General features: G+C 66.9%; 21 protein-coding genes. 5 read left to right on the top strand and 16 right to left on the bottom strand.

The genetic code is table 11. The features are described from left to right. Nucleotides 1–9 precede the first annotated feature (9 nt). Genes zwf through pgl form a run of 3 tightly spaced genes read left to right on the top strand, consistent with a single transcriptional unit; the run spans nt 10 to nt 3,319 of the window. The gene (gene zwf, locus AC6EKW_RS01495) at nt 10–1,551 is read left to right on the top strand and encodes a glucose-6-phosphate dehydrogenase (RefSeq protein WP_498513476.1); all 1,542 of its coding nucleotides are present in this window, start codon (nt 10–12) and stop codon (nt 1,549–1,551) included. Continuing rightward, a complete protein-coding gene (locus tag AC6EKW_RS01490; protein WP_498513475.1) occupies nt 1,548–2,594 on the top strand; it encodes a glucose-6-phosphate dehydrogenase assembly protein OpcA in 1,047 nt (348 codons plus the stop codon). Before zwf ends, AC6EKW_RS01490 begins: the two co-directional genes overlap by 4 nt. Continuing rightward, complete coding sequence (gene pgl / locus AC6EKW_RS01485) at nt 2,591–3,319, top strand: 6-phosphogluconolactonase (protein ID WP_498513474.1); 729 nt, start codon at nt 2,591–2,593, stop codon at nt 3,317–3,319. Before AC6EKW_RS01490 ends, pgl begins: the two co-directional genes overlap by 4 nt. A 5-nt stretch (nt 3,320–3,324) precedes the next feature. On the opposite strand, the gene AC6EKW_RS01480 is transcribed toward pgl, so the two are convergent. From AC6EKW_RS01480 to AC6EKW_RS01440, 9 genes are all read right to left on the bottom strand, one after another. After that, on the bottom strand, nt 3,325–3,558 hold the full coding sequence (locus AC6EKW_RS01480; protein WP_498513473.1) for a hypothetical protein: 234 nt from the start codon (nt 3,556–3,558) through the stop codon (nt 3,325–3,327). 88 nt (nt 3,559–3,646) lie between these two features. Next, complete coding sequence (locus AC6EKW_RS01475; RefSeq protein WP_498513472.1) at nt 3,647–3,847, bottom strand: hypothetical protein; 201 nt, start codon at nt 3,845–3,847, stop codon at nt 3,647–3,649. A gap of 104 nt (nt 3,848–3,951) precedes the next feature. Continuing rightward, complete coding sequence (locus tag AC6EKW_RS01470) at nt 3,952–5,061, bottom strand: NAD(P)/FAD-dependent oxidoreductase (RefSeq protein ID WP_273887249.1); 1,110 nt, start codon at nt 5,059–5,061, stop codon at nt 3,952–3,954. A 27-nt stretch (nt 5,062–5,088) separates the two neighbouring features. Continuing rightward, nucleotides 5,089–5,382: a hypothetical protein gene (locus tag AC6EKW_RS01465; protein ID WP_273887250.1), complete on the bottom strand. Its 294-nt coding sequence runs from the start codon at nt 5,380–5,382 to the stop codon at nt 5,089–5,091. After that, complete coding sequence (locus AC6EKW_RS01460; RefSeq protein WP_273887251.1) at nt 5,379–5,828, bottom strand: hypothetical protein; 450 nt, start codon at nt 5,826–5,828, stop codon at nt 5,379–5,381. Before AC6EKW_RS01460 ends, AC6EKW_RS01465 begins: the two co-directional genes overlap by 4 nt. Before the next feature lie 73 nt (nt 5,829–5,901). After that, on the bottom strand, nt 5,902–7,734 hold the full coding sequence (locus AC6EKW_RS01455) for an MDR family MFS transporter (RefSeq protein WP_498513585.1): 1,833 nt from the start codon (nt 7,732–7,734) through the stop codon (nt 5,902–5,904). Nucleotides 7,735–7,781: 47 nt separating this feature from the next. After that, on the bottom strand, nt 7,782–8,240 hold the full coding sequence (locus AC6EKW_RS01450; RefSeq protein ID WP_273887252.1) for a MarR family winged helix-turn-helix transcriptional regulator: 459 nt from the start codon (nt 8,238–8,240) through the stop codon (nt 7,782–7,784). Nucleotides 8,241–8,319: 79 nt separating this feature from the next. Continuing rightward, complete coding sequence (trmB, locus tag AC6EKW_RS01445; RefSeq protein WP_498513471.1) at nt 8,320–8,997, bottom strand: tRNA (guanine(46)-N(7))-methyltransferase TrmB; 678 nt, start codon at nt 8,995–8,997, stop codon at nt 8,320–8,322. 164 nt (nt 8,998–9,161) lie between these two features. After that, on the bottom strand, nt 9,162–10,214 hold the full coding sequence (locus AC6EKW_RS01440) for an NAD-dependent epimerase/dehydratase family protein (protein WP_273887254.1): 1,053 nt from the start codon (nt 10,212–10,214) through the stop codon (nt 9,162–9,164). Nucleotides 10,215–10,433: 219 nt separating this feature from the next. Here AC6EKW_RS01440 and AC6EKW_RS01435 point away from each other — a divergent pair, with 219 nt between their 5' ends. Then, nucleotides 10,434–11,552 (top strand): AI-2E family transporter, encoded by a 1,119-nt coding sequence (locus AC6EKW_RS01435; protein ID WP_273887255.1) that lies wholly within the window; start codon nt 10,434–10,436, stop codon nt 11,550–11,552. 13 nt (nt 11,553–11,565) lie between these two features. On the opposite strand, the gene AC6EKW_RS01430 is transcribed toward AC6EKW_RS01435, so the two are convergent. The 7 genes from AC6EKW_RS01430 to AC6EKW_RS01400 all read right to left on the bottom strand — a co-directional run bounded on the left by AC6EKW_RS01430 (nt 11,566) and on the right by AC6EKW_RS01400 (nt 20,190). Continuing rightward, nucleotides 11,566–13,026, bottom strand: a complete 1,461-nt coding sequence (locus AC6EKW_RS01430; protein ID WP_498513470.1) for a pyridoxal phosphate-dependent decarboxylase family protein — start codon at nt 13,024–13,026, stop codon at nt 11,566–11,568. A gap of 92 nt (nt 13,027–13,118) precedes the next feature. Continuing rightward, nucleotides 13,119–13,748: a response regulator transcription factor gene (locus tag AC6EKW_RS01425; protein ID WP_273887257.1), complete on the bottom strand. Its 630-nt coding sequence runs from the start codon at nt 13,746–13,748 to the stop codon at nt 13,119–13,121. A 2-nt stretch (nt 13,749–13,750) separates the two neighbouring features. Beyond that, complete coding sequence (locus AC6EKW_RS01420) at nt 13,751–14,617, bottom strand: carbohydrate ABC transporter permease (RefSeq protein ID WP_273887258.1); 867 nt, start codon at nt 14,615–14,617, stop codon at nt 13,751–13,753. After that, nucleotides 14,614–15,531 carry a carbohydrate ABC transporter permease gene (locus AC6EKW_RS01415; protein ID WP_273887259.1) on the bottom strand — a complete coding sequence of 306 codons (918 nt, stop codon included), beginning with the start codon at nt 15,529–15,531 and terminating at the stop codon, nt 14,614–14,616. The genes AC6EKW_RS01420 and AC6EKW_RS01415 overlap by 4 nt, the downstream gene beginning before the upstream one ends. A 10-nt stretch (nt 15,532–15,541) precedes the next feature. Next, nucleotides 15,542–16,843 carry an extracellular solute-binding protein gene (locus AC6EKW_RS01410; RefSeq protein ID WP_273887260.1) on the bottom strand — a complete coding sequence of 434 codons (1,302 nt, stop codon included), beginning with the start codon at nt 16,841–16,843 and terminating at the stop codon, nt 15,542–15,544. A gap of 2 nt (nt 16,844–16,845) precedes the next feature. Next, nucleotides 16,846–19,644, bottom strand: coding sequence for an alpha-mannosidase (locus tag AC6EKW_RS01405; protein ID WP_498513469.1), 2,799 nt, complete (start codon nt 19,642–19,644; stop codon nt 16,846–16,848). Between the two features lie 60 nt (nt 19,645–19,704). Continuing rightward, the gene (locus tag AC6EKW_RS01400) at nt 19,705–20,190 is read right to left on the bottom strand and encodes a nitroreductase/quinone reductase family protein (RefSeq protein ID WP_498513468.1); all 486 of its coding nucleotides are present in this window, start codon (nt 20,188–20,190) and stop codon (nt 19,705–19,707) included. A gap of 133 nt (nt 20,191–20,323) precedes the next feature. On the opposite strand from AC6EKW_RS01400, the gene AC6EKW_RS01395 reads away from it, so the two are divergent. Then, nucleotides 20,324–21,895: a sensor histidine kinase gene (locus AC6EKW_RS01395; protein ID WP_498513467.1), complete on the top strand. Its 1,572-nt coding sequence runs from the start codon at nt 20,324–20,326 to the stop codon at nt 21,893–21,895. Nucleotides 21,896–21,897 lie beyond the last annotated feature (2 nt).

Here is a 21,897-nt window from a genome sequence, read left to right as displayed (position 1 = left end):
AGCAGGAGGATGGCCCTGACGACCCGCGAGAGCCGGCCTCAGGAAGTCCTGAGGGACGAGACGCGCCTGCCGCAGACCCCCGAGCCCGGCGTGATCGTCATCTTCGGCGCCTCGGGGGATCTCACATCGCGCAAGCTCGTCCCCGCCCTCTACGACCTCGCCGCGGCCAGGCGGCTCCCGATGGAGTTCGCGGTGGTCGGCATCTCCCGCACGAAGATGAGCCACGAAGAGTTCCGCGAGCGGCTGCGCAGGGCGCTCGAAGAGCAGCGGCCCGGCCGGGTGAGCGAGGAGGTGTGGGAGTCCTTCTCCGAGGGGATCTTCTACCTGCCCGGAGACTCGAAGAAGCCCGAGACCTACCGGGAGCTAAAGGACTTCCTTGAAAAGCTCGACCGCGAGCGGGGGACGGGGGGCAACCGGGCGTACTACATGGCATCCTCCCCTTCGCTCTTCCCCGCGATAGTCGAGCACCTCGGGGAGGCCGGGATGAACCGGGAGGAGGACGGCGGCTACGCCCGCCTCGTCGTCGAGAAACCTTTCGGGAGGGATCTCGAGAGCGCCCGGGCACTCAACGCGGACATCCAGCGCTACTTCAGGGAAGATCAGATCTACCGCATAGACCACTACCTGGGCAAGGAGACGGTCCAGAACATCCTGGCGTTGCGCTTCGCCAACGGCATCTTCGAGCCGGTCTGGAACCAGCACTACGTCGATCATGTCCAGATCACCGTCGCCGAGGACATCGGTATCGAAGGCAGGGGGGCCTTCTACGAGGAGGCGGGTGCTCTCCGGGACATCGTGCAGAACCACCTGATGCAGGTTCTTTGCCTGACGGCGATGGAGCCGCCGGTGGCCTTCGATGCGACCCCGGTGCGCGAGGAGAAGGTGAAGGTCTTGAAGGCCGTGAGGCCGATCCGCCGCGAGGAGGTCGGGGAGGTCGCCGTCCGGGGGCAGTACGATCGCGGCTGGATCTTCGGTGAGGAGGTGCCGGGCTACCGCGAGGAGGAGGGGGTCGCACCGGATTCGGAGACCGAGACCTACGTCGCGCTCAAGCTCTTCATAGACAACTGGCGGTGGGCCGGGGTGCCGTTCTACGTGCGGGCCGGGAAACGGCTGCCGAAGAAGGTGACGGAGATAGCGATCCAGTTCCACAGGACCCCGCACACCCCGTTCTCCGGCAGCGACACCCGCCAGCTCGAGCCCAACCTCCTGGTCATCCGCATCCAGCCCGAGGAGGGCGTCTCGCTCAAGATCGGGGCGAAGGTCCCCGGGACGGGCTTCGAGGTACGCTCGGTGAACATGGACCTACTCTACGGGACCGCGTTCATGACCGAGGTGCCCGACGCATACCAGCGACTGCTCCTGGATTTGATGCTCGGCGACCCGACGCTCTTCATCCGGGCCGACGAGGCCGAGGGAGCCTGGAGCATCCTGCAACCGGTTCTGGAGGCCTGGTCGGAGGGCGAAGTCTCCCGTTATCCGGCCGGGAGCTGGGGGCCCAAAGAGGCCGAAGTGCTCCTGGCCCGCGACGGGCGGCGCTGGAGGCGGCCGTGACCGAGACGCGCGCCTCGGACGCCTCCGGCCGGATGAGCGTCGGCGCCATAGAGCACGAGCTCGCCCGGCTCAGGATGAACGACGACGGGACCATCGGCCTGAGGGCGAGCGTGCTGAACCTCGTCGTGGTGACCTCGGAGGAGGCGGCCCCCGCGGTGACGGAGCTCGTCTCCGGGCTCTCGGGGCGTTTCCCGTGCCGGGCGATAGTCTTCATCTCCGAGCCGGAGGCGCCCCACGACGACTTCGACGTGGGGCTGGCGGCCTTCTGCAGCACGCGCGGGGGCGGGCAGGTGTGCGCCGAGCAGATCACGATCCACGCCTGTGGGGCCCCGGCGCGGCACCTGGAGAGCCTCGCCGAGCCGCTCCTCATCCCGGACCTTCCGGTCTTCCTCTTCTATCCGGATGAATTCGACCCGGACGCCGGAGAGTTCGGGAGCATGGTCTCGCTCGCGGACCGGCTCATCGTCGACTCCGGGCGGGCGTCCGACCCGGAGGGTTTCCTGCGCCGGGTGGCATTATTAGCGGAGGAGCCCGGCGTTCCCGACCTCGGGGATCTCGAATGGGTGGCGCTCTCGCCCTGGCGGGCTCTTCTCGCGGACATGTTCTCGCCTCCCGAGAGGGCGGGGATGCTGGATGAGATAGAGCGTGTCCGGATGGTCCACGACGGCGGGGGCGAGGGCAGGGCGCGTGCGCTGCTCTTCGCCGGTTGGCTCGCCGCCTCGCTCGGGTGGGAGCCTGAGGAGGGAGGCTCTTTCTCCGGGCCTGGGGGCGGGATCGAAGTCCTCTTCGAGGAAAGTAGGGGTGCGCCGCTGCGCCGGGTCGAGATCTCAGTCCGGGATCTCGTCTTCCGGGTCAGCCGGTGCCGGGATGCGGCGGAGTTCCGGGCCGAGGTCGAACGCGGGGGGGAGATACTGGCCGGGCGGACGGTGCATCTGGGCTACTCCAGCGTGGAGGAGATCCTCGGCGAGGAGCTCCAGCACCGGGGCGACGACCGCAACCTGCTGGATGCCCTCAAGGTCGTGGGGAGGATGGTGGAGCGGTGAAGGTCTCTGTCTTCGAGGACCCGCACCGGCTCGCCGGGGCCGCGGCCGAGGAGTTCGCCCGCCGGGCGCGGGAGGCCGTGGAGCGGACGGGCTCTTTCACGGTGGCTCTCGCCGGTGGCTCGACCCCGCGGGAGACCTACCGCCGGCTCGCGGAGGAGTACGCCACGATGGTCGAGTGGAGCCGGGTGCACTTCTTCTTCGGCGACGAGCGCGGCGTTCCCCCGGGCAGCGAAGATTCCAACTACCGCATGGCGAGCGAGGCGCTGCTCTCGCGGGTTCCGGCCGGGGGTGTGCACCGCATCCGCGGGGAGAAGCCGCCCGAGGAGGCCGCCGCCCTGTACGAGGCCGAGCTGCACCGCTTCTTCGGCGTGAGAAGGAGGCCGCCCGAGATGGATCTCATCCTGCTCGGCCTCGGGGACGATGGACACACGGCGAGCCTCTTCCCGAAGACGCCCGCGCTGCGGGAGCGCCGCAGGTGGGTCGTGGCCAACCCGGTGGAGAAGCTCTCTACCACCAGGATCACGCTGACCCTCCCCGTCATAAACGCCGCCCGGGCTGTGATGTTCCTCGTCGCCGGGGAGGGCAAGGCGAAGGCGCTGAAGATGGTGCTCGAGGAGAACGCCGATCCGGCGGAGTATCCGGCCAGGCTGGTGAGACCCGCCGGGGAGCTCATCTGGATGGTAGATCGGGCTGCAGCCTCACTGCTCGAAAGAACGGCGTCGTAGAGCCGCTACCCGGAGCGCCTGCTGAAGGGGATCGTCCCGTGCGGCTTGTCCGAGATCCAATCGACGAAACGCCGCACCTGCGGGTGGGCGGCGAGCGCCTCGACGGTGTTGTAATCGCTCTCGAGCTCTTTCTCCGAGAAGACGGTGTGCACGTGACGGTGGCAGGGCCCGCACAGCGGGACGGTGCGCTCCAGTTCCTCCCTGCGGTACGCCCTGCCGCCGCGCTTCCTCTTGCGCAACCTCCTGTGCCGGGAGCGCGGGATCAGGTGATGTCGCGTTATCCTCTCGACCTCCCGCCCGCAGAGGGCGCAGCGTTCTCCGCGCGTATCAGGAGACGGCGTCCGGGTCATCCTGGGTGGACGGAGGGTTTTGCAGGGTGCCGTTTCTCACCAGCTTCACGGCGACCTCCTGGGGGTAGAGGCGGCCGCTCTTTGGGTTTCTCCAGACGATGGGGCCCTCGCCGTCTTCGACCGGCTCCCAGCCGGCCTCCTCGAGCTGCCGGCGCTGTATGGCGCTCTCGGTCTCCAAGTGGTTTGCCTCGCCTCCTTCCGGGCTATTCGTGCTTCCGGGTAAAGGAGTATCGCACCCTCCTCGCGGACCATCGGTGAGCGGGACAACAGGTTCCGGCATGATCACCGCAGCCCGAGTATCTTGCGGTACCGCTCGACCATGAGATCCCGACCTTTCAGAAGCCTGGTGGTGCGCCTCCCCACGACGAGACCACCCGCGACCGGGAATTGCGTCACACCGTCGTCGGGTCCGACGGGCACCACCACGGGAGGGTTCGGGTTGGGGGCGTAGGCTTTTAGGGCCCTCTTGCGCCCGTTTTCGGTGGCCCGGATGTTCCTGGAGACGACCTCGGCGTGTTTCTGCGCCAGGTAGGCGGTTTTGGGTTCCTCGACGTCCGTTATGTCTCCGATCGCGAATGCGTTGTCGTACCCCGTCACCCTGAGGTAGCGGTCTACCCGCACGCGACCGGCCTCGTCGAGCGGGAACCTCCCGCGCAGAAACGAGGTGTTGGGCCTCACGCCGAAGCAGATGAACCCCATCACCCCGGAGAGCGGGTGCGGGCGGAGGAGAGAGGCCTCTATTGTGGTGCCCTTGTCTGTTACGAAGGTCGTCTCGGGGTCGTTCTCATCCTCGGGCAGTACGGCTTCCTCGAAGATGACCCGGACCCCTTTGGCCTCGAGTTTCTCGAGCAGCTTCCCGCCGAGCGAAGGGTTGAACCAGCCTCCCATGAGCGCTTTGTGGCTGTGTACGAGCGCGACGCCCTTCTCCGGGTAGCGGCTCTTTATCTCCCCGGCGAGCTCTATGCCGACGGGCCCGCCGCCGAAGAGCAGGGCTCCGTCGGCCTCCTCGAGCTGACTGCCGGCCCACCTTATCGCCGCGATGGAGGGCGCCTTCTCGTCGAAGGGCGTCTTGGCGGGGAAGGGGTAGCTCGATCCGCTGGCCAGAACGAGGTAGTCGTAGGCGATCCTGCGCCCGTCTCCCAGCACGACCGTGCCTGGCTCGACGTCCTGTGCCTCCCCGCGCACCACGCTGCCGCGTGAGAGCAGGTTGTCGTAGGGCATGAAGAGCTCTTCGAGGAACCCGTGGTCGACCAACCCCCGCAGGGCGCCGATGTTGTGGAAGAAGGTGTCCTTCTTCTCCACGAGGACGACCTCGAAGTCTCTGTCGAGCAGCTTGGCGGCGGTTACGCCGCCGTAACCGCCGCCGACTATCACGACCCGCGAAGGGCTCACCGGGAACGCTCCTCCCCCTGGATATTGTCAGCTACGTTCCGTCTGCTCTCCTCCGTCCTCACCACCTGCCTCGACCCGGGCCTGCGCCGCCTGCGCCGCGTCGCGCAGCGCGAAGGAGCCGTGCAGGATCAGGGTGAGACCGGAGAAGAAGACCAGCCCGGCTCCGATCCACAGGCTGTTTTTAGTCGCCTCGGTCCAGTGGGCCCCGATCTTCTGGTAGCCGATCGCGAACGGGGCGAAGAACAGCCACAGTCCCACGAAGAAGGTGAGCAACGTGGTGGCCCGGGCTATCAGCAGGCTCCTCATGCTGCGATCTCTCATACGTTATCAGAGCTCCTTCCGTGCTGCTCCTGCTGGTAGGGATTGTCGTTGTGGGGGCGCTCCTCGTGTCCCTCCTGCTGACGCTGGCGCTGCATGTCCTTGAGCATCTCGTTCAGGAGGGGGACTATCGCCTGCTCGATGGAGGCGTTCCCGGCGTAGGCTGGCTGCTCCTGCGGTTGGGGCTCCGGGGCGGCTTCCTCCTTGCGCTCGCGTCGCTCGAGGATGCCGCGAGCGATCATCTCCTCCCTGAGGCTGAGGGCGTAGGCGGCGAACCCGATCAGGGAGACCAGCGCCAGGCCTATCCCGACCCAGAAGTCGTTCACCGTAGCGTCGGCCCAGGAGGCCCCGGAGGGCTGATAACCCTGGGCGAAGGGGGCCAGGATCAGCCAGAGCCCGCCCAGAAATCCCAGTACGGCCCCGACCATTCCCACGACGTGTTTGGTCATACTTTCTTCCTCCTGTCGTTTTCGTAAGCTTCCAGAAAGACCTACGACCTCTGCGGCCGAACGAGGTGTTTCCCTAGCCGCCTTTCTCTCCGTTTCTCCTTGCGGCCAGGGCGCTCACGAGCAGGGTTCTGGCGAGGGGTTTGAGCACCTCCTCGTTGGCCTTGGCCGCCCGCTCGTGCTCGCTCAGGGCCCCGTTCGAACGTACCAGGCGCGCCGCGGCGCGGGAGAGGGCCGGGAAGTCTCCGTCGGCGCTCTCCAGGCGCTTGCTGATGAGGTAGAGCGCCATCCCGTAGAGCAGGAGCCTGCCGCGTTCGTCGTCGGGCCGCGTGAGCCCGGGTTGCTGTCCGCCGTTCTTGTCCATATCGGCGAAGGCGATCGTGCGCAGCGGCAGCTCTTTCACGAAGAGCGCAGCCAGGAGCGCCACCCCGATTATCGGCAGGCCGGTGACGAAGACCGGGTGCAGCGAGGCCGCCATCCCCTGCTGGATGCCGTGGACGATCGGTGCAGGCAGCCGCGAGAGCGCGTGCCCACCGAGCACCTGGCCGAGCGCCGAGCTTCCGTTCGTGAGCTTGGAGGCGTCGGGACCCTGCAGCGCCTGCGGCGGCAGATGCTTGGGGATCTCGGTCTTCATCCGGCTGGTCATGATCGTTCCCATGATCGCGATGCCGATCGTGGCGCCGACCGAGCGGGTGAACTGGGAGGCTGCGGTGGCCACGCCGAGATCCTCGCGGGTCACGGCGTTCTGGACGATGAGTGTGAAGGTCTGCATCACCGCGCCGAGCCCGAGGCCGACGACCACCATCGCCAGGCGCATGTCGTTCTGGGTCGAGTCGTAACCGAGGTTGGAGAGGAGCAGGTACCCGATCCCCATCACGATTATCCCGGCGAGGACGAAGACCTTGTAGCGTCCGGTGCGGGTGATGAGCCGACCGACGACGACGCTCACCGGGATCGCGGCGATCATGAGCGGGATGGTGATAGTGCCGGAGTTGGTCGCGTCCACCCCCAGGACGCCCTGGGCGAAGACGGGGATGTAGTAGATCGCCCCGAACATTCCCATCGCGATCGCGATGTTGGAGATGTTCGAGAGGGTGAAGACGGAGTTTTTCCACAACCTGAGCGGAAGCACCGGCTCCTTGGCTCGGGATTCGTTGAAGAGGAAGATCGCCAGCAGGACCGCGCCCACGGCGTAGGTGCCGATGATGTGGGCCGAACCCCAGGGGTACTGGGTCCCACCCTGCGTGGTGGCGAGCAGCACGGCGGTGAGCCCGGCGGCGAGCGTCACGAAGCCCACGTAGTCCACGTCGTGCTTCTTCGCCACGTGCGGGAAGTGGAAGAAGCGCACGATGAAGGCGAGCGCGACGATGCCGATGGGCAGGTTGATGTAGAAGAGCCACCGCCAGGAGAAGTGGTCGGTGATCCACCCGCCCGCCAGCGGGCCGAGGATCGAAGCGGCGCCGAAGACCGCCCCGAGGTATCCGACGTACTTGCCGCGCTCCCTGGGGCTTATGATGTCCCCGATTATCGTCTGTGAGAGCGGCAGGAGCATGCCCATCCCGAGGCCCTGCACCGCCCGCGAGCCTACGAGCCACCAGAAGTCCTGCGATGCCCCCGCGGCGCTCGAGCCGAGCATGAAGATCACGAGCCCGGCGATGTAGAAGCCGCGCCGGCCGTACATGTCCGAGAGCTTGCCGACTATCGGGACGGTGACCGCCGAGGCGAGCAGCGCCGAGGTCGCAACCCAGCTGTAGTGCGCCGTGCCTCCGAGGTCGGAGACTATGATCGGCAGCGCCGGAGAGACTATGGTCTGGGCCGCGGCCGCGGCGAGCATGCCGAGCGCCACCCCGATGAAGATGATGTTCTTGTGGCTCACCCCGCCGCGGGAGTTCGTCACCCCGCGCGTCATCACCGACAACTCGCTCTACCTCCAGCCTTCATCGCACCAACCTCTTCCTACTCCTTGAAACCTTCGGCGAGCGCGTACAGAGAATCCCTCAGATGCTCGAGGGCTCCCTCGTCGAGAACCTCGCGGACGCGCCGTTCGAACTTCTCGCGCTGCTCGGGGAGCGACCCGAGCAACTCCCGCCCCTTCCCGGTGAGGTAGACCCTGACGACCCGGTTGTCCTCCGGGTCGCGCTCGCGCCGCACGAGCCCTTCCTCCTCCATGGCTTTGGCCAAACGGCTGATGCGCGAGGGATCGAGGTGGAAGGGCTTGCACAGCTCACCCTGGCTCATCCCGTCCTCGTGCCCGAGGACGGCCAGGAGAAACCACCTCGAAGCCGCAACGCCCGTGTCCCGCTCGATGGAAGCCATTATCCGCTTGGACGCCAGCGCGAGCGGCGCCAGAATCGGATTTACTTCCTCTACGGCCTCGAGAACCCGCTCTTTTTGTACACCGTTTTCCGTTTCCATTCGTTGCCTCATCAATCGTTGATCGCGCACGCATTCTGCCACGAATCCGTGCGCCGTCAATCAATCGATGTGAGAGGGTTCACACGGCGGGCTTTTGCAGGGTGAGCCAGAAGGCGGGGCGGCCTCTGCTGGTCCACAACCGCTCGAAGCGCGAGACGGGGCGTTCTTCGTCGGGGGAGTGGGTTTTCACCCCGTGGGAGGCGAGCCATCGGCCGTCTTCGATGGAGAGGGCGAGCATCTGTTCGAAGTACTCTTGGTGGTCCGTTACGACGAGGAGTCTGCCGGAAGGCTGGAGGGAGCGGAAAGATTCGTCGAGGAAGCGGCGGTCGAAGAGGCGTTTCTTGCGCTCGCGGGGTTTCATGCCCGGGTCCGGGAAGCGGAGGTGGATGGCGCGTAGCGAGGAGTCCGGCAGGAGGGGGTAGACGAGGCGGAAGTCCGCGCTCACGAAGAGGATGTTCGGCAGGTCCTTAGAAGCGGCGTTTCGCACCGCTTTGTAGAGGGATTTTTTGTGGATGTCGAAGCCCACGAAATTGGCGTCGGGGTTTTGGGAGGCGAGGTGGCAGAGGAACTCCCCGGTGCCGCAGCCCACCTCTATCTCCAGCGGCCGGTGGTCGCCGAAGAGTGAGGGGGAGGAGATCTGCGGGAAGGAGCCGGGGTTCTCGTAGAGCCTCTTGCCGGGCATCCAGCGCAGGTATCTCCGGGCGGTCTGCTCGTCCGGAGGGGAGACGCGCATCCTGCCGAGCTTTCTGCGCGGCATCTCTTCTAGGACGGACGGGGTGGAGGAGCGGGCCGTGGGCCCTTCGGGGCGGCGGTATGAAGGAGTGAGAGCAGATGGTTTGAAGAAAACGGTTCTGCCATGTTCCGGTCCGCTCCTCTCAACCCACTACTACGCGGCCGGTGGGGTTACTGGATCACCCTGCGCTAGAAGACCTTCTTCAGGAGGGCTATCGCGCCCTGGCTCCAGGGCACGCGGTGCGAGACCCCCGAGGAGTTCTCGAAGCGCGGGCGGTTCTCGACGTACCAGGCGTAGTTTCTGAGCAGTGCGTCCTTGTTCGAGTATTTCGGGGAGAAGCCCAACTGTCGTTCGGCCTTCTCGATCGAGACGAAAGAGTCCTTGCCCGCCGTCTCGTAGACCCACTTGTAGAGCGGGGAGAGGCCCAGGGTGTCGAGCGCCCGCAGGGCCCAGATGGCCGGAGCCTCGACCGGGAAGCCGATCACCCGCTTTCCATGGCCCGCCGCGTCGAGTACGGCCTGGAAGTCCTCCTTCATCGTGGTGAACTCCTTCGCCCCGATATTGAAGGTGTCGTTGACCCTCTCCTCCGGGAGCGTCAGGCACAGCTCTATCGCGTCGCAGAGGTCTTCGACGTCCAGGAGCTGGTAGCGGTTGTTCCCGCTGCCGATCATCGGGAAGTTGTGCCCGGTGTAGGCCCAGTCGTAGAGCAGGTCGAAGACCCCCAGGCGCTCGGGGCCGACGAACGACTTCGGGCGGATTATCGGGACGACGAGACCCTTCGCGCGATATTCCAGGCAGATCATCTCGGCCTGTATCTTGGCCTGACCGTAGGGACCGACGCCCTCGAGGCGGTCGTCTTCGTGGATCGGATGATGGTCCGGGATGCCGTAGACCGCCGTCGAGGAGATGTGGACGAAGCGCTCGACGCCGTGCTCGTGGGCCGCGGCGAGCAGGGTGCGCGTGCCCACCACGTCGGTGGTGTAGATGTCGCGGGGAGAGTAGAGTGGGAGCGCGGCCGCGGTGTGAACGACGAAGTCCACCCCCTCCATCACCCTCTCCACGAGCGCCCGGTTGCGGATGTCCCCCTTTATGACCTCGACCCGGTCTCTCTCGGGGTAATCGAACTCCGCGATGTCCAGCGAGGCCACCGCGTAACCACCTTTCAGGAGGTGGCGGATCAGGTTGATCCCCAGGAAGCCCGCCCCGCCGGTGACGAGCACCTTCTTCGCATCTTCCGTCATCTACGCCTCCCGTGATCTTGACAGGATCGCCGCTCGTGCAGAACGAAAATCCTAGCACAGGGTCGCCTGGGGACGGGGAAGTCGTCACCGGACGGCGCGCCGGGACGCCGGGGGACTTAGAATAAGGTCAGGAGGAGCGAGAGCTGGAGAGGTCTGGAGAGAACTCTGCGAAAATGGATCATCAAGGTCGCCGGGGCCAGGCTGAGGTTCGGCCGCAGGATGGCGCAGCGTAGGGAACGGGTCTCTATAACCCCCATACCGGTCTCGCGGCGGGTTATGTTCGCCATCGTGGCGATGGTCCTCGTCGCGCTCGCCTGGATCGTCTACAGGGCGCCGACCGTCGCCGTGGTGGCGATAGGCGGCGCGGCCGTCGCGGTGATCCTCTCCTACCCGGTCAGGCTGCTCTCGCGGCTGATGCCCCGCAAACTGGCCATCCTGGCTACCTTCCTGATCCTGATAGGCGCCGTCTCGCTCGGGATCTTCTTCCTCATCCCGCTGGTCGTCGAGCAGGTCGGCCAGCTCGCCAAGGTCGCCCCGGAGATCGTCTTCAACGCCCGGCATTTCTTCAACGATCGCCTGCAGCCGCTCTACCGCAACAGCCCCCTGAGCCAGATGTTGCCCAAGAACCTCTCCTCCGGGATCACTTCGAACCTCGTGGGAAGGATACAGGGGATCGCCGAGGGCTTGCTCGGCAGCATAACCGGCTTCGCCTCTGGTCTCTTCAGCGCGGCCGTCACCCTCTTCGGCATCCTCTTCGTCGCCGTCTACCTGCTGATAGACGTGCGCAAGGTGAAAGCCGTCTACCTGAAGCTCGTGCCCAGGGGCTACCGCAGGGACGCCCGGGAGCTGTGGGAGGCGTTCGGGGTCTCGCTCTCGCGGTACCTCGGCGGTCTGCTCTTCACGGTGGCCATAGAGGGCTTCCTGGCTGGCATCGCCATGTGGATGATCGGCATACCGTATCCGGTGGCCCTCGGGGTCTGGATCTCGATAACCGCGATAATCCCCTACGTCGGCGCGGTGATCGGAGCCATCCCGGCCGTCGTCCTGGCCTTCCTGCAATCGCCGACCAAGTTTTTTCTGGTCTGTCTGGCCTACGCGATCATCCAGCAGCTCGACAGTCACATCCTCACCCCCCGCATCCAGGGGCAGGCGTTGCGGGTGCACCCGATCATAGTGCTGCTGGCGGTGCTCGCCGGGGCGGAGATCGGCGGGTTTTTAGGGGTGATCTTCACCGTGCCCATCCTCGCCGTTTTGCGGGTGCTCTTCGACTTCTTCTGGCTGCGCCTCAAGCTCGACGAGGAGGAGGTCGAGGAGACGGAGGAGCGGGTGAAGCCCTGAGGGATCCGGTGCTTCACCCTCCTCGTCGGGCCAGGCGGCGGCCGATCTCCCCGGCGACCTCCGGCACGCGCGCGACCTCCTCGGGCGTCGTGCGGAAGTTGACGAAGCAGACCCGCAAGCAGATTCTCCCGTCGAGGTTCGCAGGGGCGAGGTAGACCCTGCCGTCGCGCTGCATCGCGCGGGCGAGGTCGAGGTTGTGTTCGTCGAGATCCTCGACCCCTGCTGGGGTGTGCCGGAAGCACACCACGGAGAGCATCGGCTCGTGCAGCAGCTCGAACTCGGGGTCCTCACGTAGCAGATCCGCCAGACGCCGGGCGTTTTCCAGCGTCTTACCGATCCAGACCCTGTACTGCGCGGCCCCGTGCACCCGGAAGGCCATCCACAGCCTGAGCGAGCGCAGCGGGCGCGAGTACTCGAGCGTCCGGTCCACCGGGTGGGCTACGTCGCCCGCGTGCGGCATGTAGCTCTCCTCGTGGCCGAATGCTGCCCGCAGCCTTCCGTCCTCCCGCAAAAGGACCGCGCTGCAGCTCTTCTGTACCCCGAGCCACTTGTGGGCGTCCACGGTGGCGGAATCCGCCAGCTCCACCCCCGAAAAGAGCGGGGCCGTCTCCGGTGCTGCCGCGGCCGGAAGGCCGTACGCCCCATCCACGTGCAGCCATACCCCGTAACGACCGCAGGCTTCGGCGATCTCTGCGATGGGGTCGACGGCGCCGGTGAGCGTGGTGCCGGCGGTCGCGACCACCGCGACGGGTACGACCCCGGAGGAGATGTCCCTCGAGAGCGCCTCCTCGAGCGCCCCGGTCTCCATCCTGTGCCGCCCGTCCACGGGGATGCGCCGGACGGCGCCGCTCCCGAGGCCACAGATCTCCACCGCCCGCACGACCGAGTGATGAGCTTCCTCGGAGCAGTAGACCGCCGCCCGGTGCCCCCCGACGCCCTCGACGCGCGAGCCGGGAAGCGCCCGCTCGCGCGCGGCGAGCATCGCCGTCAGGTTCGAGGCCATGCCCCCGCTCGTGAACGCCCCTTCCGCGAGCGGGAACCCCACGAACTGCGCGAGCCAGCGCAGGGCCTGCTCCTCTACCAGATCCGCCCCCCCGGCGGCGGTGGCCAGGTTGACGTCGTAGGTGGCCGAAAGCGCAGAGGCGAGAACCCCCATCTCGAGCCCCGTGGAGCCTATGTACCCGAGAAAGAGCGGCCTGGAAGGAGAGACGCTGGCGTCCAGCACGCGCGCGGCGTCCGCGAGCGCGCTCTCGGCATCCCCGGCACCCTCGGGAAGCGGCTCCCCGAGCCGCCGCACGAGCTCCTCGTCGAGCTCGGGCTCCCGCGGCCGCGGCGCATCGAAAGATGCCCAGGCTTCGGCGACGACGCGACCGAGGTCGGAGAGCACCCCCGCGCGGTTGGCCAGCGCCGGAAGATCGACCTGCTCGTGCTGCGGGGCAGACCCCATCCGCCCCGCCTCTCGTCCTTCGTTCATGATCTCATCACCAGAGAATACCCCACTGGTCTCCGTCGAACGCCACCCCCCTCAGACGACAATGAATAATGTATCCAGAATGTCGGGGGGCGTCAAGGATGGTGGGGTTCGAGGGGGGTATTCTGGCTGCGGGGCGGGAGGTTCGCGGCGGTCCGCAGGAGGTGGGCAGCCTCCGTTCGGTTTCGCACGCCGAGGACCTTGTAGGCGCCTCTGAGGTGTTGTTTCACGGTGGATTCCGAGAGGTAGAGGTGGGAGGCTATCTGGGCGTTGGAGAGTCCCTCGCAGGCGAGGGTGAGCACCTCTCGCTGGCGGGGGGAGAGGGCCTTGAGGTCGGGGGCGTTCTCACCCTCTATGAGGTATTCGAGCAGCGCCCTCGGGGCTGCGAGCTCGCCATCCAGGACGACTTTGATGGCGCGCACCACCTGGGCGGGGGGCATGCCGGCGTGGACGAAGCCCCTGGCTCCGGCTCTGAGGGCCCGTTCTGCGAGGGCTAGGTCTTCGCCGGATGCGAAGACGACCACCGGTGAGCCGCCGAACTTCCTCCGCGCCTCGGCGACCCTCCTTTCGGATTCTGCGGCGTCACCCGTGATGCACAGGACCACGCAGTCGGCGTCCGGCTCGCCGGCAGTGAGCAGCCGGAAGTGGTCCTCCAGGGCCCTCTCCAGCCCGAGCTCCAGCACCGAGTCGCCGCAGGAGATCCTGACTTTCGGGCGTTCGTCCATGGCTAGCCTTTGATCGCGCCGCTCGTGAGCGCGCTCACGATGTAGCGCTGCAGTAGGACGAAGATGAAGATCACCGGGGCTATCGCGACGATGCTCGCCGCCGAGAGGTAGTGCAGCGTTATGCTCTCGGTGTTCGACTGCAGGTTGACGAGGCCCTCGGAGACCGGGAACATCCCCGGGCTGTCGATCAGGATGAACGGGATCACGAACTGCGACCAGGAGAGGACCGCCGCCAGGATCGCCGCCGTAGCTATCCCCGGGGCGCTCACCGGCAGGATTATCCTGGTCAAAACCTGCCAGCGGGTCGCGCCGTCGACGATCGCCGCCTCGTCCACCTCGTAGGGGATCGTGTCGAAGTATCCCTTGAGGAACCAGGTTATGAACGGGAGCACCACCGCCACGTAGACCAGAACCAGCGAGGCGTAGTTGTTGAGCAGGTGCAGCGCGGCGAAGGTCCGGTAGAGCGGGATCGCGATCACGACCGGCGAGATCATCTGGAAGGCCAGGACCGCGAGCAGCGAGGGCCGCTTGTAGCGGAAGGTGAACCGCGAGAAGCCGTAGGCCGCGAGCGTCGCGATGAGCAGCGCGAAGAAGACCGTCGCCGCCACTATCACCGCCGAGTTGAACAGGTAGCGCAAAATCGGGGTGTTCTCGAAGACGTAGGAGTAGTTCGAGAACTGCGGCGGGATCGGGAACCACACCGGGGGTGTGGCGAAGAGCTGCGGCACGGTCTTCAGCGACATCGAGAGCACCCAGTAGATCGGGAAGAGGAAGAAGACGATTATCGCGGTGTAGGCCGCGTAGAGCCAGAAGCGCGTCAGGCGCTCGGTCCGACGCCGGCTCGCGCGGGGTTTGTACGGGCTACTCACGAGAGCTCCTCCGGGCGCTCGAGCCTCAGGTAGACGAAGGTCATGATCGCATTTATCGCCAGCAGCACGACGGCGGTAGCAGCGCCGGGCCCGAGGTCGAACTGCTGGAAGATCTGGTCGTAGATGCTCAGCGCGATCACCTCGGTCGCCCGCCCCGGTCCTCCGCCGGTGAGCGCGAGCACCATGTCGAAGGTGTTGAAGGTGTCTATCGAGACGATGACCAGCGTGACGAGCAGTATCGGGGCCAGAAGCGGCACGACTACCCGCGTGAGGCGCTGCCAGGCGTTCGCCCCGTCCACCCTCGCCGCCTCGAGCACGTCGGCCGGGAGCGTCTGGATGCCGGCGTAGAGCAGGATCATCGAGAAGGCCGTCCCGCGCCAGATGTTCGCCACCGTCACCGAGGCGAGCGCCGCCCTGGGGCTGGAGAGGAACGGTATCTGCCCGAAGCCCAGGAGCTGCGCCAGGTAGTTGAGCACCCCCGCCCCGGACTCCTGGTAGAGGATGCCCCAGATGATCCCGATGATCACCCCCGGTATCGCCCACGCCGAGAGCACCGCGGTGCGGGTGACGATCGAGGCCCGCATCCCCCTCCTCGCTCCCTGGTCCACGGCGAGCGCGATCAGAAACCCGAGCAGGATCTGGAAGACGACGCTGAAGAACACGAAGATCACGGTGACCCGCACCATGCTCGCGAAGTACGGCGAGCCGAAGAGCCTCGCGTAGGAGCCAAGGGTGTACGAGTAGTTCCCTCCCGTAAGGGAGGCGTTGGTGAAGCTCAGGCGGATTATCTCGACGATCGGGTAGAGAAAAGTGATCGCCAGGACGAGCCCGAGCGGAGCCAGCCAGGGGGCGGGCGAGGCGGCGAGCCTCTCGGCCCACGACCGGCCCCGCACCGCTCTGACCTGGCTCGCCATCGTCCTCTCTCTAGGAGACGGTCTGCACCGCGGTCGCGAGCGCCTGCTCGGGGGTCTTCTGGCCCGAGACCACCTGGGTCACCGCCACCTGCAGCGCGGTGGAGATGTTCTGGTAGGAGTCCACGCCGGGGCGGTTGCGGGCGTACTTCTGCAGGTACTCGCGGAAGGTGCCGGTGTACTTGTTGCCCTTGTACGTCTTGACGTCGTAGACGGACTTGCGCACCGGCAGGTACCCCCCGACGTTGCACCACTTCGCCATCCCCTCGTTTCCGACGAAGACCGCCTTGAGGAAGTCCACCGCCGCCTTCTGCTTCTTCTTGTCCTTGGTGAACACGCCCCACATCTGGCCCCCGGCCGAGGTGACGAAGTTCGTGCCGCTCTTGGAAGGGATGATCGAGACCTCCCACTGCGAGGTGAACTTGTCGCCCATTATCTGCTGCAGCAGGGGAACCTGGAAGTTGGCCCCCTGGAACATCGCCACGTCCCCCGAGGCCACGTCCCCGTCCAGATCGGTCTCGAGCCCGTACTGGGAGACCTTCTTCGGGGTTATCCCGCTCTTCACGCACCGGTCTATGAAGCTCAGGGCGTTCAGCATCGCCTGACGGTTCTTGCCCTGCCCGAAGGTCGGGTTGCCCTTCGCATCGGTGAGCTCCCCGCCCTGCGACCAGAAGTACGGCAGAAGCGTCGTCGTCATCGTCCCCTCGTCGCGACCGGCCGGGAAGAGGAACGGGCTCTTGACCCTGCCCTTGAGCTTCTGGCCGGTCGAGAGCACCTCGTCCCAGGACTTCGGCGGTGTCGGGACGAGGTCCTTGCGGTAGAAGAGCACCCGCACGTCGGTCGTGAACTGAAGCCCTTTTACCTTGCCCCCGCTCACCATGTGCGCCCTGGCGAACGGGAACCAGTCGTCGAGCGAGAGGTTGCCCAGATAGTCGTCGAGCGGCTGGGCGTACTGGAAGAAGCGGGGGAAGATGTAGGAGTCGACCTGCGAGATGTCCGGCGCCCGGCCCTGCTGCGCCTGCTGCAGGAGCTTCGCGTTAGCCGCGGTTATGTCCGAGGAGCTCACGAGCGGCTTCACGTTCCAGCCGCTCTTCTTCTCCCAGTCGGAGATGGCTCCCTTGAGGTAGTCGACCCGTTTCTGGTCGGTGTTCTGCTCGGTCGAGTAGGTGGGGATGGCCTGCCACTGGAGCGTGCCCTTCGACCCCTGGCCCTGCTGGTTGCCGCCGCCGCAGCCGGCGACGCCGAAGAGCGCGGCCCCCGCGAGCGTCGTCCCCCCGAGCTTTAGAAAGTCCTTGCGGCTCACGTTCCCGGACATCTCTACTCCTCCCTCCATCTCCAGCGGGAAGCTCTCCTCACCTTCTCCGCCCACCTGTCGGGACGGTCGAGCTTGACCATCAGCGTCTGTATCTTGCCCGCCCCGAGCGTCACGTTCAACCTGTCGCCGCGGGGTGCTATCTGCTCCTCCACCTCCTCGGCGAGGTTCGTCCGGTAGGCGGAGGCTATGGGAAAGCCGAACCGGACGGTGGCCTTGGAGGGCTCGTCGGAGGCGTTGAAGAGCCGCAGGATCAGGGCTTCCTTGTCTATGGCCTTCTTGAGCGCCGAGAGCACGATGCCCCTGCCGCCGACCTTCAGGAAGGAGCCTGGAGCCCCGCCGGTTGACTCCTCCTCGCGGCCCTCCCGCTGCTGCGCGGCCCGTGCCTCCAGCGGGAGCCAGTATTCCTCTGCCTCCCGGAAGATCTCCGCGTCGAGCCAGCTTTCGGTGTATGGAACTATGGCATACTCGAAGACGTGGCGACCCTGGCACTGGGCCTCGGGGGTGGGGAGGGCCGGCCCCGCGTGCCCCCGGCGGGTCGCGAGGTCGTTCCTGGAGAGCCAGCCGACCGAGCGCAGGAGCGTCAGCCTTATCTCACCCTCCGGCGTCACCTCGTACTCGGGCAGCCCCTTGTTGAGGATCGCGAGCCCACCCTGCCCGTCCTCGACGCACACGAAGCGTCGCTGGGCGAAGGTGGTGCTCTCCAGCTCGCGCCAGTCGTGGTGTTGCTCGACCCGCGTGGGGCGGCGCACGACGCCGAAGGCGCTCTCGGCTATGGACTCCTCCGCCTCCATCCCGCTCGGGAAGCAGGCCCGGAGCCGGTGGTCCTTGACCCGGTTGTAGAACTCGGTCTTCACCTCTACCCTGCGGGAGCCGGGGTCGAGGCGGACGTGCACGTTGACCGGGCAGCGCACCAGCTCCTCCGAGCGGGAGGCGCGCCCGGCCGAGAGGCCCCGGGGAAGCCTCAGGGCTCCACGCAGGACCAGGCTCTGCTGGTCCTCTCCGCGTTCGATCTCCCAGTCGGTCTCCGAGGAGTAGAAGGTCTCCTGCTCCCTCGGCGGCGAGAAGTTGTACTCGTCACCCGCGTCCCCCTCGTCCATGAGCAGGTTCATGCCCCTGTAGAACCGGCCGGACCGTTTGTCCAGCACGCCCAGCGTGAAGTCGCCCTCGACCGTGACCTTGAGGTTCTCGTTCTCCAGCTCGACCTCCCACGGGGGCTCGGCTGGCTCCTCCACGCTCTCCTGGCCGACCCCGGACCTGAGGTGGTAGACCTTGTACCCGAGTGGTGGGATGCCCGAGGCATGAAACTCTACCGTCGCCCTCCTGACGGCCTTGCGCCGGTAGAGGGCGTCCTCGATGTGCAGCGTCTCGCCCCTGGTCGTGAACGGGATCCTCTTCCCCCCACCGTCCACGAGCACGGAATGCCTGAGATCGAGGCGCTTCTCGCCGATCCAGTCGAAGATCCTGCGCCGGAAGGGTACGTCTATGTCGAGGGAGACCTCGACCGCGACCCGCCCGCTCCTCTCCCACGGGCTCGGGTTGAAGACGGCTATCGGGATCGAACCCTCATCGGAGGGCGGGGCGACCCTGGCGGCCAGATAGTCGAGCGACTCCTCGACGATCTTCTGCCCGACGCGGGTCGCGGTGTCGAAGCGCCCGAACATCTGCCGGTGGACGGCGTCCGCCGAGCACCCCCCGATCGAGTCGTGGGCGTGGTTGGCGATGAGCGTCCTCCAGGCGTACTTGAGAAACGGCGAGTAGTCCCTTCCACCCATCGAGTAGACCACCGCGGCGGCCCGCTCGGCGAGCCCCTCCAGGAGCTGCTGGTTGCGCTCGTTCTCCTGCTTTATCGGTATCCTGGAGGAGTAGGTCCCCTTGAGCACCGGCTGGTAGCGGGGCTGGCGCAGCTCTCCCCGGTAGACCTTGAGCTCCGGGCGGCTGCGCAGCACGCTGCGGGCGAAGTCCGCGAGGCTGCCGTTGAAGACGCGGTCCCGCATCGCCCGGTTCAGCTCGAAGACGTACCGGGAGAAGCGGGGCTGGACGGTGACGTGGTCGCTGCCGTTCAGGAGGAGTATCGCCCTTCCCGCCGCCCGCGAGGCGAGCCGGTCCCTGAGCTCGTAGAGCGAGTCGTAGCTCACGAAGTAGCTCGACGGCTCCGAGATGCGGTCGTGGCGGAACGAGATCCTCTCGGGGTCCGGGCCCAGAACGGCGGCGTTGGAGTAGGTCTCGGAGAGGAAGTGGGCCAGGACGCGCGAGCCGTCCGGCGCCTCCCAGAGAAACTCCGAGCGCAGCTCCTCCACGTCCTCCCCGAGCCCGCGCATGAAGTAGAAGGTCTCGATCCCAAAACCCCGCAGGATCTGCGGCAGCTGCTGGACGTGGCCGAAGGTGTCCGGCACGTACCCCTGTTTCATCACCGGCCCGAACTCCCGGCCCCGCCGGTCGCCGAGCAGCAAATTCCGGACCAGGGCCTCCCCGGAGACGAGGAACTCGTCGGGCTGGACGTACCACGGTCCGATCTCGAGCCGCCCCTCCCGCACCAGCTGCCTCAGCTCCTCCCGTTTCTCGGGCCTGACCTCCAGGTAGTCGTCGAGCAGCGAGACCTGCCCGTCGAGCAGGAACGTCCTGAAGCCCTCGTCCTCGTCGAGGAGCTCCAGCAGCTCGTCCATGAACTCGACCAGGTAGAAGCGGAATTCCTCGAAGGTCGCGTACCACTCCCTGTCCCAGTGAGAGTGGGGGATGACGACGATGTCCAGAGGTTCTCTGGCTTCCTCGCTGCGCTCGGCGATCTCCCTGGCGGTGCTCATGACTCCCCGTTCTTAGATCGGAACGCTTCCCCTATCTGATTCGCCAGCGTTGAATTTATCCTAGCACGGGTGGTTCGCCGTGGAGGATCGCGCGTCTTCGAGGAGGAAGATCCTTATCTCCCTCCCGCAGCGCCGCTGGTAGGCGGCGTAGGCGGGCCAGAACTCGATGAAACGCGGCCAGAGCTTCTCGCGCTCTTCGGATGTAGCGAGGCGTGCCCGGCGCTCTTCCAGCGCGGCGCCAGGCCGGACGAGCGCCCGCGGGTTCGCCAGAAGGTTCTCGGACCACTCTGGATGGCGCCCCCGCCCCCAGTTGCTCGCGGCGACCGCCAGACGCTCCCCGTCCCGCACGTACAGCAGCGGGACGGTCCGCTGCCGGCCGGTCCTCCTGCCGAACGTGGTGAGCAGCAGGGTCGGGGGGCCGGCGCCGAGCGTCCTGCCCCCGAGCCACCGGTAGAGCGCCCGATCCGCCGGCGGCGCCACCTTCGAGGCGACGGCGGCGAAGAGGCGGCTGCCCCCGATCTTCTCGGCCAGGTCCTTTGCAAACACGATTCCTCACCCCTTCCGGGAAGCATTGTACCTTGACCCGGCCCGCCGCATGGCCTAGCCTGTTCTTGCAACCGGCGGGGAGCTTCGTCTTCGGGAGGCTGCGGCTTTGTTGCACGGCAGGAATGCCTTTTCGATGCCGGTGTATGGCCGGGCGCTGGTCGCACTCGCCCTGTGGAGTGCGGCGGTCGCCGGCGTGCTGGCCGGGACGAGGGGCGGGTTTGCCGGGTGGGATCTGCCGCTGGCGGTTCTGTATCTTCCTGTCGTACTCCTGGTTGCCTTCTCGCTTGCCGGGGCCTGTACGGGGTCCCGGGGGGCCGGGAGGCTTTTCTGGGGAGCGATGTGCGCCGGGTTTCTCCTCTACCTCGTGGGGAGTCCCCTGTGGAGCCCGGCCCGCGAGCCCGGCCTGCCCTTCTCGACGGTGTGCCACGCGGCCGGGGTCCTGCTGCTGTTCGGGGCGCTGCTGCTGGGCATCTTCGCGGTCAGCAGGAGGGCGGGGTACGTGGCCTGGGCCGACGCGCTCGCCGTCGGGCTCTCGCTGGGGGTGCTCTTCTCGGTATTCGTGTCCTCTCCAGCGGAGCTCGCGGCCGATTACGGCTGGCCGGAGACGCTCGCCGACTTCTGCAAGCCGGTGGCAGGGGCCGCGCTGCTCTACCTGGGGCTCGTGCTCGTCGGGGTGGACGGGGGCCCGCCGTTCGCGCGGCCGCTGGCTCTGGGGTTGCTGGCGCTCTTCGCAGCCGAGTTCGCCTATCTTCTGGGCGTGCGCCATTCCGGCGGTGGTCCGCCGGCCCTGTGGCAGCATCTCCTCTGGCTCTGCGGTCCCGTCCTCGTCTCTCTCGCCGCCCGGCGCTCCTCGGCGCTCGAGGGCTCACCGCTGGAACTTGGCGTCCACCCCTGGCGCCAGGCGGCCTTCTGGTTCGGGCCGCTCTCCCCGGCCGTGCAGTTCGCTGTGGTCTTTCTCTGGACCTCCCTGCATCCCCCGGTGCCCCGATTCGTCGCGTTCGCCGGGGCCGTGCTTGCGCTCTACCTGGCCGTGAGGATCTCCGTCTTCGCCTACGCTGTCCATCGCCTGCGCCGCCAGCGCGACGGGGCCATAGGCCGGTTGGAGCAGGCCCGGATCTCGGAGGAGCTGCACGACACCGTGAAGCAGAACGTGCACGCCGCGGCGCTGCTCATCGGCTCCTACAGGGAGGTGCGCGAGAAGGAGGGCGAGGAGGCCGCCGAGAGGATCCTCGACGAGGCCGTAGCCGCCTCCAGGGAGGCCAGCCACAAGGTCGGGCGCTCGATCGAAGAGATCCAGGCCCGCTGCGGGGAGGGCGGCGAGCTGGACGTCGTCGGCATGCTCCGGGAGAGGCTCTGTGAGACCAGGGAGCACTTCGCGATCGCAACCCGCGAGGATCTGCGGGCCGATCTCTCGGAGCTCGGTCCGGAGGAGCGGGCCGCGGCCTACCGGGTGGCCAGCGAAGCCCTGTGGAACGCCGCCAGGCACTCCGGAGCGAGGAACGTCTGGCTGGAGTCCCGGCGCGTGGGACCCACCTTCATCCTGCTGGTCAGAGACGATGGCCGGGGGTTTCCGGAGGGCGCGGTGCGGCGGGGAACGGGCTTCGCCATCATGCGCAAGAGGGCCCGGAGGGCCGGGGGAGAGCTGGAGGTGATCTCCTCCCCCGGCAGAGGAACCACCGTGCAGTTGAGGTTCGAGCGCGGGTGAGG

Source organism: Rubrobacter sp. M3-4, from assembly GCF_059772285.1.
This window is presented reverse-complemented; position numbering and strand designations above follow the sequence as displayed.

What these genes read in the sequence shown, in the direction of transcription:
- zwf (WP_498513476.1), top strand. Translation starts at nt 10, where the DNA reads ATGGCCCTGACGACCCGCGAGAGCCGGCCTCAGGAAGTCCTGAGGGAC.
- AC6EKW_RS01465 (WP_273887250.1), bottom strand. Translation starts at nt 5,382, where the DNA reads ATGAGAGATCGCAGCATGAGGAGCCTGCTGATAGCCCGGGCCACCACG.
- AC6EKW_RS01460 (WP_273887251.1), bottom strand. Translation starts at nt 5,828, where the DNA reads ATGACCAAACACGTCGTGGGAATGGTCGGGGCCGTACTGGGATTTCTG.
- AC6EKW_RS01455 (WP_498513585.1), bottom strand. Translation starts at nt 7,734, where the DNA reads ATGACGCGCGGGGTGACGAACTCCCGCGGCGGGGTGAGCCACAAGAAC.
- AC6EKW_RS01450 (WP_273887252.1), bottom strand. Translation starts at nt 8,240, where the DNA reads ATGGAAACGGAAAACGGTGTACAAAAAGAGCGGGTTCTCGAGGCCGTA.
- trmB (WP_498513471.1), bottom strand. Translation starts at nt 8,997, where the DNA reads ATGCCGCGCAGAAAGCTCGGCAGGATGCGCGTCTCCCCTCCGGACGAG.
- AC6EKW_RS01440 (WP_273887254.1), bottom strand. Translation starts at nt 10,214, where the DNA reads ATGACGGAAGATGCGAAGAAGGTGCTCGTCACCGGCGGGGCGGGCTTC.
- AC6EKW_RS01435 (WP_273887255.1), top strand. Translation starts at nt 10,434, where the DNA reads ATGGCGCAGCGTAGGGAACGGGTCTCTATAACCCCCATACCGGTCTCG.
- AC6EKW_RS01430 (WP_498513470.1), bottom strand. Translation starts at nt 13,026, where the DNA reads ATGAACGAAGGACGAGAGGCGGGGCGGATGGGGTCTGCCCCGCAGCAC.
- AC6EKW_RS01425 (WP_273887257.1), bottom strand. Translation starts at nt 13,748, where the DNA reads ATGGACGAACGCCCGAAAGTCAGGATCTCCTGCGGCGACTCGGTGCTG.
- AC6EKW_RS01415 (WP_273887259.1), bottom strand. Translation starts at nt 15,531, where the DNA reads ATGGCGAGCCAGGTCAGAGCGGTGCGGGGCCGGTCGTGGGCCGAGAGG.
- AC6EKW_RS01410 (WP_273887260.1), bottom strand. Translation starts at nt 16,843, where the DNA reads ATGTCCGGGAACGTGAGCCGCAAGGACTTTCTAAAGCTCGGGGGGACG.
- AC6EKW_RS01405 (WP_498513469.1), bottom strand. Translation starts at nt 19,644, where the DNA reads ATGAGCACCGCCAGGGAGATCGCCGAGCGCAGCGAGGAAGCCAGAGAA.
- AC6EKW_RS01395 (WP_498513467.1), top strand. Translation starts at nt 20,324, where the DNA reads ATGCCGGTGTATGGCCGGGCGCTGGTCGCACTCGCCCTGTGGAGTGCG.